The following is a 16,722-nucleotide window of genomic DNA, read 5'->3' as shown; positions in this document are numbered from 1 at the left end:
TTTGAAATTTATGCAGGCCGTCTGAAAATGAATTTATTCTTCGATGACTTGCGGTACGATGTATAAACGATTGCGCACTTCAGGTGCCACGGCTTGGTATTCGGCTGCGTGGTCGCTTTCGGTAACTTCATCCTTCCGTAGACGCAGGGCGACTTCGTGCGGATGCGCCATTGGCTCGATACCATCGGTATCCACGTTTTGCATTTTTTCAACCATGGCGAAAATGTCATTTAATTCTGATAGAGTCTGTGTTTGTTCTTCGTCGGTTAAGCGTAGGCGGGAAAGCTTGGCAATTTTTTCCACATCGTTTAAGGTTAAAGCCATAAAGTGTCCTTGTCTGATAGCAAATCCAACCTTTATAAGGTATCATTGCGTTCATCTTCAATGAAATGAAGAATTATAACCGAAAACCCCAGGGGTTTGCATGGGGTTTTTAGAACGGCATAGCTTATCGGCTAATGGAATATGTGCGCTCCGAATGGTCATGTCTGCTTTTCTGAGAAGATTATTAAAAATAAGATATTTTAGGGCAGTTGCCCGATATTTCAGGTATTTTCATGTTTCGTTTTTTATCCCGTTTTCTGTCAAATGATATTGCCATCGACTTAGGTACGGCCAACACGCTGATTTATGTGCGTGACCGTGGTATTGTCTTGGATGAGCCGTCGATTGTGGCGGTGCAAACCGGTCAGGCCAACAGTAAAGCCAAAATTTTGGCGGTCGGTACCGAAGCCAAAAAAATGCAGGGTCGTGCGCCGCGAAATATTGAGATTATCCGTCCGATGAAAGACGGTGTGATTGCTGATTTTAATATCACCGAACGGATGTTGGGTTTGCTAATTAAAAAGGCGACCGGCGACCGCATGGTGGTACCACCGCGCGTGGTAATTTGTGTGCCGGGTGGCTCGACTCAGGTAGAGCGCAAAGCGATTCGTGATTCTGCATTTGCAGCAGGTGCATCCAGCGTGCATTTGATTGAAGAACCAATGGCTGCGGCTTTGGGCGCAGGTTTGCCGATTGAAGAAACCTCCGGTTCGATGATTGTCGATATTGGCGGTGGTACGACTGAAATCGGCATTTTGTCACTTGGGGGCATGGCTTATTCGGATTCGGTACGCGCCGGCGGAGATGCATTTGATGAAAGCATTGTTCATTATGTGCGCCGTAAACGCGGTGTCTTGATTGGAGAGGCGACCGCGGAAGAATTGAAAAAGAAAATCGGCTCGGCATTTGATGACGATGATATGAGTGCTTTGCGTGTGAAGGGGCGAGATTTGGCAGAAGGTACGCCGAAATCGATTGCGGTTACCACAGATGAAGTTCGAGAAGCATTGAGCGAACCATTAAATCAAATTGTCCGTGCAGTGCGTTTGGCGCTGGAGCAGGCTCCACCGGAATTGGCGGGCGATATTGCCGATCGCGGCATTATGTTGACCGGTGGCGGTGCGTTACTCAAAGGCATCGACACTTTATTGGCCGATGCCACCGGGTTGCCGGTCGGTATTGCCGATGAGCCTTTGAATTGTGTGGCTTATGGTGCAGGTAAGGCTTTGGACTATATCGGCAAGTGGGATGCCATTTTTGCTGAAAATCCTTAACCGTAAAGGGTGGGTATGAAACAATCGTCTTTACGGTTTGACGGTGACAATAATAGCCGTAAGCCATTATTTAAGTTGGCGGTTTACGTGGTGTTGGGCATCGCTTTGATGCTGCTCGACAGCCATTTTGCCGCCGTTCAATCTATTCGTCAGGTCGGCGCAACCATTTTGTATCCGATACAGTGGTTGGCCAATCAACCTGTGCGACTCTATCAATATGTCGGCAATTTGTCGCAGTCTCAGGCTGAGCTTCTGGAGCAAAACCGTATTTTGCAGGAAGAAAACGGCCGTCTGAAAATCCGTTTGCAGCGTGATAAAGTCAACTTAAGCGAATTGAGTGAGTTGAAAAAGCTTTATGGTTTGCAACAGCGTGGCATCAGTGATGTGATTGGTGCCGAAGTGATTTCCAATGGTAAAGATCCGCTTTCTGAAAAGCTGATTATCAACAAAGGCAGCAGCGACGGCGTGAAAAACGGTGACGCGGTTATCGATACCGAAGGTTTAATCGGTCAGGTCACCCAGGTGCAAATGAAAAGCTCGGAAATCAGTTTGCTGTCCAGCAGTAAAACTATAGTGCCGGTGGTTGTGCAGCGTACTGGTGAGCGCAGCTTGCTTTACGGCAGCGGCAGTAAATTGGATTTGCGTTATTTTCCGACGGCCTCTGATTTAAAGCCTAACGATATTTTGTTAACTTCAGGTTTGGATAGTGTGTATCCGGCCGGTATTCCGGTGGCAACGGTCAATCAAGTGGTGCGTGCTTCGGGTACGCCTTATTACGACACCACACTTACGCCTTTTGCCGCGCTGCAAGGCAGCCGCTTTGTGCTGGTTTTGCCGCAACATATTTACGCGCCGACGGAACCTTAATTTCATGAATGAATTTGATGATTCTTTCCACGCCGTGCCGTTGAGTATGGTGGTGGTTACCTTTATTGTGGCAATGCTGCTGGATTTCATGCCGTTTCCTTTCGACGTGTTTTTCTGGCTGCCGGAATTAACGGCTTTGACCTTGCTGTATTGGACCATGCAACGGCCGCAAGCTGTCGGTATGGGCGTGGCTTTTGTGGTTGGGCTTTTGGTTGATATCGGTACGGCCGCTTCTTTGGGCTTGCACGCCTTGTCTTATACGATAATGGTGTTTTTTGTGTTGAGCTATCATCGCCAAATTATGCTCTATGGTCATGTGATGCAGATTTTAGTGGTGCTGGCGGCTTTGTTGTGTAATCAGGCTGTGCTGGTTGCTGCGCGTTTGTTCCTAAACCATCAAATCATTACTTGGCAAAGTTTTATTGCGCCATTTATCGGTGCACTGCTTTGGCCTTTGCTCAGCCAATTAATGCTGGTTCTGATCAATTTCAGCCGTTCCCGTCGATAAAGTCATGTTGAAACGAAATTTGTCCGCCGAGCCGGTGAAATCTATGCCTAAACCATCAGCCGCCAATGCGTCGCAATCAGATTCTATCTTGCGACTGTTGGTGGCTTTTGTGCTGATTTTAATTTTTTTCGCACTATTATTGGTACGCTTTGTTTATCTGCAAGTAGTGCGCCATGATGACTTTACCGGTCGGGCATCTACCAACCGCATCACCATCATTCCCAAACCGCCCATTCGCGGTGAAATTGTTGATGTCAATGGCGTACCTTTAGCGAAAAATTATCCTGTTTTCTCATTGGAAGTGATTCCAAGTGAAATTGAAGGCAAGATGGATGATTTAATCGAAGCCTTAAGGCAGTATGTCAACATCAGCGAAACGGATTTGAAACGTTTCAAAAAATACCGCGAAACTTATCGTAAATACGAAAATATTCCGCTCAAATTAAAGCTGACGGATGAAGAAGCTGCCAAGTTGGCCGTGCATTTGCATGAGTTTAAAGGTGTTGAAGTCAATTCGCGCACTTTCCGTTCTTACCCTTATGGCGCGTTAACTTCACATTTTGTCGGTTATATTGGTCGTATCAGCGATCGAGACCAAGAAAAACTCAAAGAAGAAGACTTGACCGCCCTGTATCGCGGTAGCACCCACATCGGCAAATCCGGTTTGGAGAATTATTATGAACACCAGCTGCACGGTGTGCCGGGCTATCAAGAAGTAGAAAAAGATGCCTATGGCAATATCGTCAAAGTGTTGAAAGATGTACCGCCTAAAATGGGACAAACTTTACGCTTAGGCATGGATATCCGCATGCAGCTTGAAGCCGATCGTATTTTAGGCGGCAAGCGTGGTGCGGTGGTGGCGATTAATCCGCAAAACGGTAATGTTTTAGCATTTGTGTCCAAGCCTTCCTTTGACCCGAATTTGTTTATCGATGGCATTGATACAGAAACATGGAAATCGCTGAATGAAGATTGGCAGCGCCCATTAATCAACCGTGTGACGCAAGGTCTTTATCCGCCAGGTTCGACCTTTAAACCTTTTATCGGTATGGCTTTTTTGGAAAGCGGTAAGTTAACCCAATCGACAGTATTGCCTGCACCGGGTGCATGGAGCATTCCCGGTAGCCGACATTTGTTCCGTGATGCGGTGCGCAGCGGTCATGGTTCGGCAAATTTGAGCCGAGCAATTCAGGTTTCATCAGATACCTTCTTTTATCGTGCCGGCTATGAATTGGGCATTGATAAAACGCATCCTTATCTGGCTGAGTTTGGTTTGGGTGCGCAAACTGGTATCGATTTACCGAATGAATACCGCGGCATTCTGCCGAGCCGTGAATGGAAAGCGAAACGTTTTGCCAAAGCCAAATCGCCATCGGCGCGTGAATGGATGCCGGGGGAAATGGTGTCGGTGAGTGTGGGGCAGGGTTATAACGCTTATACCCCTTTACAGATGGCGCACGCCACGGCCTCTTTGGCCAATGATGGCGTGGTTTACCGCCCGCATTTGGTTAGAGAAATTTTGAATTACAACAATCGGGAAATCACCAAAATTAATCCGGTTCCTGAACGTACCATTCCATTTAAGCATGATAATTTTGAATACATCAAAAATGCGATGGTGAAAGTATTGAAACCGGGGGGCACAGGCCATCGCATCGGTGCGGGCTTGGCCTATACCATGGGCGGTAAAACCGGTACCGCACAAGTGGTGCAAATCCAGCAGGGTAAATCTTATAATGCGGCCGCTTTGCGCGAGCAGCATCGTGACCACGCATGGTTTATTTCGTTTGCGCCGGTCAACAAGCCGGAAATCGCCATTGCGGTATTGCTGGAAAACGGTGGTTGGGGTGCGAATGCAGCCCCACTGGCGCGCAGTTTAACCGATTTTTATATGTTGAACGTGAAACAAAATCAGTTTCCGCCTGAATCTGAAGCATGGGTCAAACAGGCAACCGTTGGTGTGCAACAAGCCAAGCCTGTTCGCCCTTCAATTTTTCAGACGGCCTATCAACATTCTGTAACCTCACAACCGACAAAGGAAACGCATAATGACTGAACATCAAAGCGTCGGTTGGGCGAAAAAAATCAAGCAAACCGTATGGGCGCCGATTGATCCTTGGCTGTTTTTTGCGATGTTGGCCGTGTACATCATGAGCCTGTTTTTGCTTTATTCGGCCGATGGGCAAGAATTTGGTCAGCTGGAAAACAAAACGCTGCATACGGTTATCGGCTTTATTTTATTGTGGATCGTGGCACAAGTTCCGCCGAAAACCATTGCCAAATGGGCACTGCCGATTTATGCGGTGGGCGTGGTCTTGTTAATTGGCGTTGAAATTGCGGGCGTAACGGTCAACGGCTCAACCCGTTGGCTTGATCTCGGTATCAGAATTCAGCCCTCTGAAATCATGAAAATCGGTTTGCCGATGATGGTAGCGTGGTTTTTCCAGCGCTTTGAAGGCCGATTGCGCTGGTGGCATTATCTGGCCGCGTTGGGCTTGATGGCGGTGCCGGTGGCGTTGATTTTGAAACAGCCTGATTTGGGCACGGCCACGTTGATTATGGCTTCGGGTCTGTTTGTGGTGTATTTTGCCGGATTGCCGTGGAAAGTGATTTTTGCCGCCATTGTAGGCTTTGTGGCCGTATTGCCCTTGGTGTGGAATTACGGCATGCACGATTACCAAAAAACGCGCGTGTTGACCTTACTTGACCCGACTAAAGATCCGCTGGGTGCTGGTTATCACATTATCCAATCGATGATTGCCATCGGCTCGGGCGGCGTGTGGGGAAAAGGCTGGCTCAATGGTACACAAACGCATCTCGACTATATTCCCGAAGCCACAACCGACTTTATTTTTGCCGTGTTTGGCGAAGAGTTCGGTTTAATCGGCAATATCTTATTATTGCTGGTGTATTTGGTGATTTTGGGGCGCGGTTTGTACATTGCCGGCCGTGCGCAAACTTTATACAGCCGCACATTGGCCGGCGCGTTGACCATGACCTTTTTCTGTTATGCCTTTGTGAATATGGGCATGGTGAGCGGTATTTTGCCGGTGGTGGGGGTGCCATTGCCACTGGTGAGCTACGGCGGCACGGCAACCATTTCCATTATGATGATTTTGGCGTTGCTGATGAGCATTGCCAATGAACAAAAACTACCTCGACCAAAAACAGAAACACAAAAGGGATAAAACATGGAACTCGGTGTTGAAATCACCAAATTAATTGTCGCCTTTATGGTGTTGATTAATCCATTTAGTGCGTTGTCGATTTATCTCGATTTAACCCGTAACCACAGCACGCGTGAGCGACGTAAAATCGCCAAAGTGGCGACTTTGTCGGTGTTTATCGTGATTTCAGTTTTTGCCGTCAGTGGTGGCTTTATTTTGAAGCTGCTGGGCATTAGTGTTGGTTCGTTCCAAGTTGGCGGCGGTATTTTGGTGCTGTTGATTGCCATTTCGATGATGAAAGGCGACGACAATCCGGCCAAGCCTGATTTGGGCACCAGCGAAGACAGTGAGATTACGATTACGGCGAAACCTAAAGATAATGTGATGTCGTTTGCCGTGGTGCCGATTGCCATTCCGATGATGATTGGCCCGGGCGGTATTTCTACTGTGATTATTTATGCCTCTGCGGCGCAAAATTATTGGGACGTGGTCAGCATTATTGCCGCCGGATTTTTGATTAGCCTGTTTTGCTATATCGTGTTGATGGCATCGGCAAAAGTCAGCAAATGGCTGGGCGATACCGGCTTGAGCATTCTCAACCGGATTATGGGCATGCTGCTGGCAGCGGTATCGGTGGAAATCATTGTAGCCGGTTTGAAGGCTATTTTCCCTCAATTGGCTGCTTAAGGTACATCAACAAATGGTTCTCAAGGCCGTCTGAAATATTTCAGACGGCCTTTTTATGAATGAAATTCATGTTTTTCGCGAAAATTAAGCGTTTGATTGTTGTATAGAAGCTTGGGTATAGTGGGACATCTCAATAAAAAACAACGCCAGAGAAGGAATTAACATGACAGAACAAGTGACTTCAAAACGCTTTTTAACCGTAGGCTCATTCCTGCGCCCAGAAGATTTGTTGGTTTTCAAGCGTGAAATTGAAAAGCGTGACGACATCCAATATCCGTTTTACGATGAATTGAAAGGCTATAAAGAAGCCGAAGACGAAGCCGTGGCCAAAATCGTGAAAGAGCAAGCCGAGCATCAATTGCCTGAAATCACCGATGGCGAATTTTCACGCTCGTTGTGGCATTTGGATTTCGTGTGGGGCTTGGCCGGTGTCCGCCGCTTCATTGCCGAACATGGCTACTTTTTCCGCGATAACAATCCTGATGAGAAATACGAAACCCGTCGCGACGTTGGTATCGAATTTACCGACCATGTTTGCTGTAAACACCACGCGTTCATTGACCATTACAAACGCTTAGAAGCCTTATCGCCTGAAGGCAGCGTGTTGAAACACTGCATTCCATCGCCTTCGCACATTTATGGCGAATTGGGCATCATGTCGAAAAACATCGGCGGCAAAGTGTATGAGAGCAAAGAAGCCTTGCGTGCTGATTTGGTCGAAGCATACAAAGATTTCTTGCGTGAATACCACGCAGCCGGCGGCAAAATCATTCAGTTTGACGATTGCTTGTGGGAATTGTTTGCTTCAGATAATGAGCATAGCCCGTTCAGCGGCCAAGGCTTTACCGCCGAAGCACAAAATCTGGCACAAGATTTCATCGATTTAAACAATGAAATCATCGCCTTTGCCCATGAATTGGGCTTGAAAGTGTACACCCACAATTGCCGCGGCAACTACGATTCGCGCAACATGGCTGACGGCAGCTATGAAACCATCGCCGATTTGTTCCTGAAAAAACAAAATTACGACCGTTTTTATCTGGAATGGGACGACGAACGGGCCGGCAACCTGACCGCCCTAAAAGCCTTTGCTGATAAACCGGAAGCTGAAGTGGTATTGGGTTTCTTGTCGAGCAAAACCGCTGATTTGGACGATGAAGCACGTACGCTGAAATTGTTGGAAGAAGCCACGCAATATGTGCCAAAAGACAAATTATACTTGTCACACCAATGCGGCTTCGCTTCCTGCGACGGCGGCAACGAATTGACCGAAGCACAGCAATGGAAAAAAATCCAGCAAGGTCAACGCATTGCACACCAATTCTGGGGTGAGTAAAACCAACTTAACCAGCTAATCAAGGCCGTCTGAAAGATTTCAGACGGCCTTGAGCTTTTATTCATCAGGCCGTCTGAACAATATTGCTGCCATTTTATCCGGTAACAATTTCAGACGGTCTTCGTTATAATATCGGTTTACCTATAAAAAAACACACGCACTCAAAGGAGCACACTTTGTTTCACAGCATAAACGTCGCCGATGGCGAAATGCTTTACCGCCGAGACGCGCAAAGTTGGGATGAATTTTCAACGGCACTGCACCAGCTTCAGCAACGCCAACAACAATTTGCCGCACTCAATGTCACTGCACGCACGGCTTTGCTGAACAAGTTTGCCGACCGCTTGGCCGACGAGCAAGAGCGCTTGGCAGAAATGGTGTGTGAAGAAGTGGGGCGATGCTTGCATGAGTGTCAAGCCGAACTGAAAAAATCGGTTGAATTAATCCGCTATTATGTGCGGCTGGCGCCAGAATTGCTGGCGCACAAAACCATCGCCACGCAGGCGAGTTTGAGCCAAGTCCGATTTGAGCCTTTGGGTGTGGTGTTGGCGGTGATGCCGTGGAATTATCCGGTGTGGCAGGTGCTGCGTTTTGCCATTCCGGCTTTGTGCGCTGGCAATGCCTGCGTGGTGAAACCAGCCCCCAGCGTGGCGCGTGTTACTGCCGCTTTGTTTGACATCATCGGTGAAGATTTACCAATGATGCCGGCTTGGCTAAGCCATGACGATACGCTGAAAGCCATTGAAGCTACCGATGCCATGGCGTTTACCGGCTCGACCCACACCGGTCGCCAACTTGCCGCACATGCCGGTATGCATTTGAAGAAAACCGTGTTGGAACTGGGCGGCAGCAATGCCTTCATCGTGATGCCCGATGCCGATTTGGTGCAAGCGGCAAAAGACGCCTGCTATTCGCGTTTTCGCGATGCCGGCCAATCGTGTAATGCGGCCAAGCGCGTCATTGTGACCGAAGCGGTTGCCGATCAGTTTATCCCTTTGTTTTTGGCGGAATGCGCCAAATTGAAAAGCGGCCATCCCAAAGATGCCGACACCACGCTTGCGCCGTTGCACCGTGCCGATTTGCGCGATACCGTGCATGAGCAAGTGCGCGATGCAATCGAACATGGCGCGGATTGCCTGATAGGCGGCGAAATTCCCGCAGGCAAAGGCTGGTTTTATCCGGCTACGGTGTTGGATCGGGTGAATCCGGCCTGCCGTGCGTATCATGAAGAAGTGTTTGGGCCGGTGGCGATGATTTTGCGGGCAGACAACGAAGCGCATGCGGTTGAATTGGCCAATGATTCACCGTTTGGCTTGGGCGCGGCGATTTATTCGGGCAATACCGAGCAGGCTTGGCAATGTGCTGAACACATTCAAGCCGGTTCGGTGTTTATCAACCGCCACACCAGCAGCGATTTGCGCTTGCCGTTTGGCGGCGTAAAAGCGTCGGGCTATGGGCGTGAGTTGTCGGAATTCGGTTTGTATGAATTTGTGAACGTGAAAACGTATTGGCAGAAGTAATTCATAGTTAAAGGCCGAGACATTTACGAAACCTTATGAATCATCAATAAAAACCAAAACGACCGTCATTCCCGCGTAGGCGGGAATCCATTTTTGAGCATAGCAAACTATTGAATAAAATAAGTTTCTGAAATTTTAAGATGGATTCCCGCCTGCGCGGGAATGACGGCGGTTCTTTGTGCTGTCATTTTTCAAGGAGTTTTAAAAAGTCTCAGGCCGTCTGAAAGATGATTTTTTCAGACGGCCTTTAAAATAAAACAGATGAAATCAATGCGACAAGCGGCCTTCACGTGCCAGAATCTGTTCGGCGTAATCACAGCTTGCGGTCAAATTCAAACCGTTTTTATCGGCTTCCTGAATGGCTGCATTCACCAAATGGCGCGCCAAACCTTTACCGCGATGTTGCGGCTCGATTCGGGTGTGGGTAATGTCGAGCGTATTGCCAAACGTGCGGTAATCCAATTCGCCGACAATTTCGTCATCGGCCAATAAGACAAATTTTTGCGACTCGGTTTGATGCTGGATATTCGGCATGACTCTCTCCTTTGTTATTGAAAATCGACGGGTTGCTTCATCAGTATAAAAGATTTGTCGCAGGGTGCAAGAAAAAATTGAGGCCGTCTGAAATGGTAAGTTTCAGACGGCTTGTTGGTTTAAAACAATTTAATTATTGGTTTTCTGCTTCTTCAAAGCCGACCACTTCCAAGCCAAAGCCGGTTAAGCCGGTGAAAGCAGACGGTTTGCCCAATACGCGCAATTTGTTGACGTTGAGATTGGCCAAGATTTGCGCGCCGATGCCGTAGCTTTTGCTGTCCCATTTAAAGGCTTGGTTTGCGCCTTTCGGTAAGGTTCGGTCGAGCAGAGAAGCGCCGTCTTCTGTGCGATGCATTAAAATCACCACGCCGCTTTCGGCTTGTTGAATGCGGGTTAAGGCTTGCGGCAGCGACCAAGAATGGCGCGGATTCGGCGAGATGAAATCCATAGCGCTGAATGGCTCATGCACGCGCACTAAAGTTTCGTTCTCGGCAGTCGGTGTGCCTTTTACCAAGGCCAAGTGGGTTTCGCCGGTTAATTTATCGACATAAACGTGTTGTTGGAATGCGCCCCAAGGTGTGTTTACCGGCGAGTCGCCCATTTCTTCCAACAGGCTTTCGGTGCGGCTGCGGTATTCGATTAAGTCGGTGATGGTGCCGATTTTCAGGCCATGTTCTTCGGCAAATTTCATTAATTCGGGCATGCGTGCCATGGTACCGTCGTCGTTGATGATTTCACAAATCACCGCTGCCGGAATCAGGCCGCACATCTGCGCCAAATCGACACCGGCTTCAGTATGACCGGTACGCGCCAAGACACCGCCTTTTTGCGCACGTAATGGGAAAATGTGGCCGGGCTGCACGATGTCTTCCGGTTTGGCGGTCGGCGATACGGCGGTTTGAATGGTTAAAGCGCGGTCGGCTGCGGAAATACCGGTGGCGATGCCGTTGGCCGCTTCGATGGATACGGTAAAGTTGGTGCCGTATTGTGCGCCGTTTTTCTGTGTCATCATCGGCAAACCCAATTTTTCGACCATTTCTTCGGCCATCGGCAGGCAAACCAAACCGCGGGCGTGTTTAATCATAAAATTGATGGCTTCGGGCGTGACAAATTGCGCGGCCATCAAGAGGTCGCCTTCGTTTTCACGGTCTTCGGCATCGGTGATGATGACCATTTTACCGGCTTTGATGTCGGCTAAAATTTCTGGAATGGTGGCAATATTCATGGCTTTGCTTTCTTGAGATTCGGAGGGAGTGGGTGTGTGTACGGTGTCGAGCCACATTTCGGGCATGGCGGCATCGCGCTCTATTTTTCGGGCTTTTTTCTCGCCGAAGGATTTGTTTTTCAATAAAGCGGAGAGTTCGCCCTGATTGATGCCGGTTGCCGCAACCAATCGGGCTTGCTGACCGCCGCATTGCTGGTTAATCCATAGTCGCAGATTGTGGCGGCGCAATTCGGTAATGGTCATGGTGTGTCCTGTGTGTGAGAACGTAATTGATTGTAGTCCCAACTTTACCAAAAAGCAAATTTGGTAATATGAGGTATTTATATTACTTTATAGTAATTATTTTAAATAAGAAAACAAGGCCATCTGAAACGTAAAATTAGGTTTTCAGACGGCCTTTGTGATTGAAATTATATCAAAAGCAAGCATATTGCCATTTGATTTCATTAAAAGTTTTAAGGTTAATACGATGAAGACATTTTTTCGCGGGCTGCTGGTGGTGTTGCTGGTTGCGGCTGCGGCAGCAGGTGGTTGGTTTTATCATGAACGTGTTGCGCAAGAGCAAGCTGAAGTATTGTCGCGCGAAGGGGTGTTGACGCAAATCAAGCAGCTCAACCGCTTGGAAAGCACAGCGTTTTATATCGACACCATTATCCGCACTGAGAAAAAAGGCGACTGGCGCAAGCTGTGGCAGGATGCGCAAAGCGGTTTGTTTATCGTGCGCGGCAAAGTGTTGGCCGGTGTCGATTTGGATAAAATCACTGCTGATAATGTGAACATCATCGATGAAAAAGTCATCGTCAGCTTGCCGGAAGTGGAAATACTCAGCGTAGATTTGGAAGATATTGAAGTTTACGACATTCAAACCGGTTCACTAAATATTTTGCCGATGGATAAAACGGTGTTTAAAACCGTGCAAGAGCAGGCACGTAAACAGGTACTCACCAGTGCGTGTAAAGCCGATATTTTGAAGAATGCCACCACGCAAGCGCAACGGCAGCTGGAAGATTTGTTTAGATTGACGCAAACGCAAGTATCGATTTATCCGGCTGCGGTGCCGGTGTGTAAATAGGAAATGAAAGTAAAAAGGCCGTCTGAAAATGATTTTTTTAGACGGCGTGAGACCTTTGCAAAACCCTAGATTTGAGTACAGTTCAAAGTTGTAGTAGCGCAGAAAGTGAAGACATATCATCAAGATAGGCAAGCTTTCGAGCAGCGCACAACGAAGAAATGTGCCAAAGATAGGGATTTTGCAAAGGTCTCGGCCTTTGTGATACCAACAAAGTTACTCAACCGGTGCGGCAGGTTCTTTCGCTGTCGGTAAAATCCAGTTCAGCAAAATCGCCAAAATCGCGCACAAGCCGACACCGGCGAAGCTGAGAGTGCCAAACTTGATAATCATGCCGCCCACGCCGGTAGTGAGTACTGAGCTGACAATCACCAAGTTTTTCGGCTGCATTAAGTCTACTTTGGCATCAATCAGCGTTTTCAAGCCCAGTGATGCGATGGTGCCGAACAGCAAAATCATAATGCCGCCCATCACCGGCAAGGGAATTGATGCTAAGAACGCGTTGAATTTACCGAAAAAGGCCATGCAAATGGCGAAAATGGCCGCCCAAGTCATGATTTTCGGATTGCTGTTTTTGGTAATCATTACCGCGCCGGTGACTTCGCCGTAAGTGGTGACAGGCGGGCCACCGATTAAACCAGCCACACACACGCCCAAGCCGTCGCCGGCCAGAGTTTTATCTAAGCCTGGGTCTTTGGCGTAGTCTTTGCCGGTTACGTTGCCGATGGCCATGATGCCGCCGATGTGTTCGATGGCGGGGGCAATGGCGACAGGCAGCATAAACAAAGCTGCTTGCCAGTTAACTTCAGGCGTTTCGAAGTGGGGAATGGCAAACCAAGGTGCGGCGGCAATTGGCGAAGTATCGACCAAGCCCATAATGAGCGCCAAGATGTAGCCGGAAGCCACGCCGATTAAAATTGGAATCAGCTTCATCATTTTGCTGCCGAATACCGATACGATCACGGTTACGGCAAAAGTGAATCCGGCCAAAATCAAGGAGTCGCTGTATTCAATCACTTGCTGACCGCCGGATTGACCCATGGCCATTTGGCTGGCCGCAGCGGCGACGGATAAACCAATCACCATAATCACTGGGCCAATCACCACAGGCGGCAATAATTTATGTACCGCTTCCAAGCCGCGCCAGCGAATCAGTGCGGCAAAGATGAAATACATAAAACCGGCGGCAAATAAGCCGAACATGGTTGACGGCAAGCCCCATTCGCCGATGGAATAAATAATCGGTGCGATGAAGGCAAACGAAGAGCCTAAGAAAATCGGCACTTTGCGTTTGGTGAGCAATTGAAATAAAAGTGTGCCGATACCTGCGCCAAGCAAGGCAAGAGCGGGATTCAGGCCGGTGAGCAGGGGGACGAGTACCATCGCACCGAACGCGACAAATAAAATTTGTGCGCCGGAAATGGCAAGTTTAAGTTGTTGCATGTTAAATTCCGTGATGATTTTGAAACAATCGGGCGCGATTATACGATGATTCGGGCAGCTTTTGTATCGTCTTTGCATGCGAAGGCCGTCTGAAACCATGAATTTGCGGTCGAGATTGTTTATAATGTCGCTAACGGCCGCAATGGTTGTTCAGACGGCCTTTGCGCTGCCTTCAAACCCAACACGATAAAGAGAACAGATATGTCGGAAAAACAAAAAGTTATTGCCATTGATGGGCCGAGTGCTTCAGGAAAAGGAACAGTTGCTTCACGCGTAGCCGCTGCCTTGGACTTTGATTATCTGGATTCGGGTGCGCTTTACCGCCTGACTGCTTTATATGCCCAAAAAGAAAATGTCGAGTGGACGGATGAAGCCGGCGTAGCCCAATTGGCGGAACGTTTGCCGGCTGAGTTTGACGGCCAAAAAGTATTGCTCAATGGTGAAGATGTTTCCGAGCAAATCCGCACCGAAGCCATCGGTATGGGCGCATCTGCTGTGGCGCAATTGCCGCAAGTGCGTACCGCTTTGTTGCAGCGCCAACGTGATTTCTTAACCGATAAAGGCTTGGTGGCCGATGGTCGTGACATCGGTTCCGTGATTTTCCCTGAAGCGGCATTGAAGGTGTTTTTGACTGCCAGCGCGCAAGTGCGCGCCGAACGCCGCGCCAAGCAAATCGGCTTGCCGTGTGAGGGTGTGGAATTTGACCGCATTCTGTCGGATATCGAAGCGCGTGACGAAGCCGACCGCCGCCGTGCCGTTGCGCCTTTGCAGCAATTGCCGGATGCGCAGCTTTTGGATACGACCGAGTTGGGTATCGAAGAAAGCGTAAAAAAAGTGCTTGATTGGTATAGCAAAGTCTGAAAATTGCTGTATAATTCTTTTGCTTGATTTTAGACGGCCTTTTTATCATGAAAGGCCGTCTGAAAAATTATAGTCGGTTAAAATAACAAAGCTGCAAAAGTATTCTTACCGCAGCATTTTTATTTTAATCGATTTGATTTTGACGCTTGCCGTGCCAAGGGCGGTGAGCGATGTCTAACTTACCCCGCACCCCTTGGCGGTGTACCGAAAAGAGTTATTTATGTCTATGGAAAATTTTGCTCAGTTATTGGAAGAAAGCTTCACCCTGCAAGAGATGAACCCAGGTGAGGTGATTACCGCTGAAGTAGTGGCAATCGACCAAAACTTTGTGACCGTTAACGCAGGTCTGAAATCAGAATCTCTGATTGATGTAGCTGAATTCAAAAACGCTCAAGGCGAAATTGAAGTTAAAGTTGGTGACTTCGTTACCGTAACCATCGAATCTGTTGAAAACGGTTTCGGTGAAACCAAACTGTCTCGTGAAAAAGCCAAACGCGCTGCCGACTGGATTGCTTTGGAAGAAGCAATGGAAAACGGCGACATCTTGTCTGGCGTGATCAACGGCAAAGTAAAAGGTGGTTTGACTGTGATGATCAACAGCATCCGCGCATTCTTGCCGGGTTCTTTGGTTGACGTTCGTCCGGTTAAAGACACTTCACACTTTGAAGGCAAAGAGATTGAATTCAAAGTTATCAAATTGGACAAAAAACGCAACAACGTGGTGGTATCACGTCGTGCCGTTTTGGAAGCAACTTTGGGTGAAGAGCGCAAAGCCTTGCTGGAAAACCTGCAAGAAGGTGCGGTTGTTAAAGGTATCGTTAAAAACATCACCGATTACGGTGCATTCGTTGACTTGGGCGGCATCGACGGTTTGCTGCACATCACCGACTTGGCATGGCGCCGTGTGAAACACCCAAGCGAGGTGTTGGAAGTCGGCCAAGAAGTTGAAGCCAAAGTATTGAAATTCGACCAAGACAAGCAACGCGTTTCTCTGGGTATGAAACAATTGGGCGAAGATCCATGGAGCGGTCTGACCCGTCGTTACCCACAAGGTACCCGCCTGTTCGGTAAAGTGTCTAACTTGACCGACTACGGTGCATTCGTTGAAATCGAACAAGGTATCGAAGGTTTGGTACACGTTTCTGAAATGGACTGGACCAACAAAAACGTTCACCCAAGCAAAGTGGTTCAATTGGGCGACGAAGTAGAAGTGATGATCTTGGAAATCGATGAAGATCGTCGTCGTATTTCTTTGGGCATGAAACAATGTCAAGCTAACCCATGGGAAGAATTTGCTGCTAACCACAACAAAGGCGACAAATTGTCTGGTGCGGTTAAATCGATTACGGACTTCGGTGTATTCGTAGGCTTGCCTGGTGGCATCGACGGTTTGGTTCACTTGTCTGACCTGTCTTGGACTGAGTCTGGTGAAGAAGCCGTTCGCAAATACAAAAAAGGCGAAGAAGTTGAAGCCGTTGTATTGGCCATCGATGTGGACAAAGAGCGCATCTCTTTGGGCATCAAACAATTGGAAGGCGACCCATTCGGTAACTTCGTGAGCGTAAACGACAAAGGTGCTTTGGTTAAAGGTACTGTGAAATCTGTTGACGCTAAAGGCGCTGTAGTGGCTTTGTCTGACGAAGTAGAAGCTTACTTGCCGGCAGCTGAATGGTCTAGCGAGCGCGTTGAAGACTTGCGCAATGTTGTGAAAGAAGGCGACGAAGTTGAAGCCGTTATCGCAACTGTTGACCGCAAAAACCGCAGCATCCGCTTGTCTGTAAAAGCTAAAGACGCTAAAGAAAACCGCGATGCTTTGAACTCAGTAAATTCTGCAGCAACTGCCAATGCCGGTACCACCAGCTTGGGCGACTTGCTGAAAGCTAAATTGTCTGGTGAAGAATAAGGTT

15 protein-coding genes are annotated in these 16,722 nt (G+C 48.3%); 11 read left to right on the top strand and 4 right to left on the bottom strand.

All coding sequences use genetic code 11. The features are described 5' to 3' along the window. Window positions 1–33: 33 nt before the first annotated feature. Window positions 34–324, bottom strand: coding sequence for an Asp-tRNA(Asn)/Glu-tRNA(Gln) amidotransferase subunit GatC (gene gatC, locus ACM67B_RS06555; protein WP_416188963.1), 291 nt, complete (start codon window positions 322–324; stop codon window positions 34–36). Window positions 325–557: 233 nt separating this feature from the next. Between gatC and ACM67B_RS06550 the strand changes: the two genes are divergently transcribed. The 8 genes from ACM67B_RS06550 (at window position 558) to ACM67B_RS06515 (ending at window position 9,683) form a co-directional block, all read left to right on the top strand. Beyond that, window positions 558–1,598 (top strand): rod shape-determining protein, encoded by a 1,041-nt coding sequence (locus ACM67B_RS06550; RefSeq protein ID WP_095503426.1) that lies wholly within the window; start codon window positions 558–560, stop codon window positions 1,596–1,598. 15 nt (window positions 1,599–1,613) lie between these two features. Next, the gene (mreC, locus tag ACM67B_RS06545) at window positions 1,614–2,465 is read left to right on the top strand and encodes a rod shape-determining protein MreC (protein ID WP_416188962.1); all 852 of its coding nucleotides are present in this window, start codon (window positions 1,614–1,616) and stop codon (window positions 2,463–2,465) included. Window positions 2,466–2,469: 4 nt separating this feature from the next. Continuing rightward, entirely contained in the window at window positions 2,470–2,973 is a 504-nt protein-coding gene (mreD, locus tag ACM67B_RS06540; protein ID WP_416188961.1) for a rod shape-determining protein MreD, read from the top strand. 43 nt (window positions 2,974–3,016) lie between these two features. After that, window positions 3,017–5,029 carry a penicillin-binding protein 2 gene (mrdA, locus tag ACM67B_RS06535; protein WP_416190531.1) on the top strand — a complete coding sequence of 671 codons (2,013 nt, stop codon included), beginning with the start codon at window positions 3,017–3,019 and terminating at the stop codon, window positions 5,027–5,029. Next, entirely contained in the window at window positions 5,022–6,161 is a 1,140-nt protein-coding gene (gene rodA / locus ACM67B_RS06530; protein ID WP_416188960.1) for a rod shape-determining protein RodA, read from the top strand. Before mrdA ends, rodA begins: the two co-directional genes overlap by 8 nt. A gap of 3 nt (window positions 6,162–6,164) precedes the next feature. Further along, window positions 6,165–6,827, top strand: a complete 663-nt coding sequence (locus ACM67B_RS06525) for a MarC family protein (RefSeq protein WP_416188959.1) — start codon at window positions 6,165–6,167, stop codon at window positions 6,825–6,827. Between the two features lie 163 nt (window positions 6,828–6,990). Then, the gene (locus tag ACM67B_RS06520) at window positions 6,991–8,163 is read left to right on the top strand and encodes a hypothetical protein (protein WP_416188958.1); all 1,173 of its coding nucleotides are present in this window, start codon (window positions 6,991–6,993) and stop codon (window positions 8,161–8,163) included. Between the two features lie 176 nt (window positions 8,164–8,339). Next, window positions 8,340–9,683 (top strand): aldehyde dehydrogenase family protein, encoded by a 1,344-nt coding sequence (locus ACM67B_RS06515; protein ID WP_416188957.1) that lies wholly within the window; start codon window positions 8,340–8,342, stop codon window positions 9,681–9,683. Window positions 9,684–9,950: 267 nt separating this feature from the next. Here ACM67B_RS06515 and ACM67B_RS06510 read toward each other — a convergent pair whose 3' ends face one another. After that, a complete protein-coding gene (locus ACM67B_RS06510; protein WP_416188956.1) occupies window positions 9,951–10,217 on the bottom strand; it encodes a GNAT family N-acetyltransferase in 267 nt (88 codons plus the stop codon). Between the two features lie 133 nt (window positions 10,218–10,350). After that, window positions 10,351–11,685: a bifunctional 3,4-dihydroxy-2-butanone-4-phosphate synthase/GTP cyclohydrolase II gene (ribBA, locus tag ACM67B_RS06505; protein WP_416188955.1), complete on the bottom strand. Its 1,335-nt coding sequence runs from the start codon at window positions 11,683–11,685 to the stop codon at window positions 10,351–10,353. Window positions 11,686–11,911: 226 nt separating this feature from the next. Between ribBA and ACM67B_RS06500 the strand changes: the two genes are divergently transcribed. Next, window positions 11,912–12,514, top strand: coding sequence for a DUF4230 domain-containing protein (locus tag ACM67B_RS06500; RefSeq protein ID WP_416188954.1), 603 nt, complete (start codon window positions 11,912–11,914; stop codon window positions 12,512–12,514). 213 nt (window positions 12,515–12,727) lie between these two features. Here ACM67B_RS06500 and ACM67B_RS06495 read toward each other — a convergent pair whose 3' ends face one another. Next, complete coding sequence (locus ACM67B_RS06495; protein ID WP_416188953.1) at window positions 12,728–13,954, bottom strand: uracil-xanthine permease family protein; 1,227 nt, start codon at window positions 13,952–13,954, stop codon at window positions 12,728–12,730. A gap of 201 nt (window positions 13,955–14,155) precedes the next feature. On the opposite strand from ACM67B_RS06495, the gene cmk reads away from it, so the two are divergent. Beyond that, a complete protein-coding gene (cmk, locus tag ACM67B_RS06490; protein WP_416188952.1) occupies window positions 14,156–14,815 on the top strand; it encodes a (d)CMP kinase in 660 nt (219 codons plus the stop codon). 220 nt (window positions 14,816–15,035) lie between these two features. After that, window positions 15,036–16,718: a 30S ribosomal protein S1 gene (gene rpsA / locus ACM67B_RS06485; RefSeq protein WP_100563139.1), complete on the top strand. Its 1,683-nt coding sequence runs from the start codon at window positions 15,036–15,038 to the stop codon at window positions 16,716–16,718. Window positions 16,719–16,722: the final 4 nt, after the last annotated feature.

Origin of the sequence: Neisseria sp. CCUG17229, from assembly GCF_047839235.1 — a bacterium.
GTDB classification, from domain to species: domain Bacteria; phylum Pseudomonadota; class Gammaproteobacteria; order Burkholderiales; family Neisseriaceae; genus Neisseria; species Neisseria brasiliensis.
Note: the sequence above shows the minus strand (reverse complement) of the source record. Positions and strands in the feature narration are given on the sequence as shown.

What these genes read in the sequence shown, in the direction of transcription:
- ACM67B_RS06550 (WP_095503426.1), top strand. Translation starts at nt 558, where the DNA reads ATGTTTCGTTTTTTATCCCGTTTTCTGTCAAATGATATTGCCATCGAC.
- ACM67B_RS06510 (WP_416188956.1), bottom strand. Translation starts at nt 10,217, where the DNA reads ATGCCGAATATCCAGCATCAAACCGAGTCGCAAAAATTTGTCTTATTG.
- rpsA (WP_100563139.1), top strand. Translation starts at nt 15,036, where the DNA reads ATGTCTATGGAAAATTTTGCTCAGTTATTGGAAGAAAGCTTCACCCTG.
- ACM67B_RS06525 (WP_416188959.1), top strand. Translation starts at nt 6,165, where the DNA reads ATGGAACTCGGTGTTGAAATCACCAAATTAATTGTCGCCTTTATGGTG.
- cmk (WP_416188952.1), top strand. Translation starts at nt 14,156, where the DNA reads ATGTCGGAAAAACAAAAAGTTATTGCCATTGATGGGCCGAGTGCTTCA.
- rodA (WP_416188960.1), top strand. Translation starts at nt 5,022, where the DNA reads ATGACTGAACATCAAAGCGTCGGTTGGGCGAAAAAAATCAAGCAAACC.
- ACM67B_RS06495 (WP_416188953.1), bottom strand. Translation starts at nt 13,954, where the DNA reads ATGCAACAACTTAAACTTGCCATTTCCGGCGCACAAATTTTATTTGTC.
- mreC (WP_416188962.1), top strand. Translation starts at nt 1,614, where the DNA reads ATGAAACAATCGTCTTTACGGTTTGACGGTGACAATAATAGCCGTAAG.
- ribBA (WP_416188955.1), bottom strand. Translation starts at nt 11,685, where the DNA reads ATGACCATTACCGAATTGCGCCGCCACAATCTGCGACTATGGATTAAC.
- ACM67B_RS06520 (WP_416188958.1), top strand. Translation starts at nt 6,991, where the DNA reads ATGACAGAACAAGTGACTTCAAAACGCTTTTTAACCGTAGGCTCATTC.
- ACM67B_RS06500 (WP_416188954.1), top strand. Translation starts at nt 11,912, where the DNA reads ATGAAGACATTTTTTCGCGGGCTGCTGGTGGTGTTGCTGGTTGCGGCT.
- mreD (WP_416188961.1), top strand. Translation starts at nt 2,470, where the DNA reads ATGAATGAATTTGATGATTCTTTCCACGCCGTGCCGTTGAGTATGGTG.
- mrdA (WP_416190531.1), top strand. Translation starts at nt 3,017, where the DNA reads ATGCCTAAACCATCAGCCGCCAATGCGTCGCAATCAGATTCTATCTTG.
- gatC (WP_416188963.1), bottom strand. Translation starts at nt 324, where the DNA reads ATGGCTTTAACCTTAAACGATGTGGAAAAAATTGCCAAGCTTTCCCGC.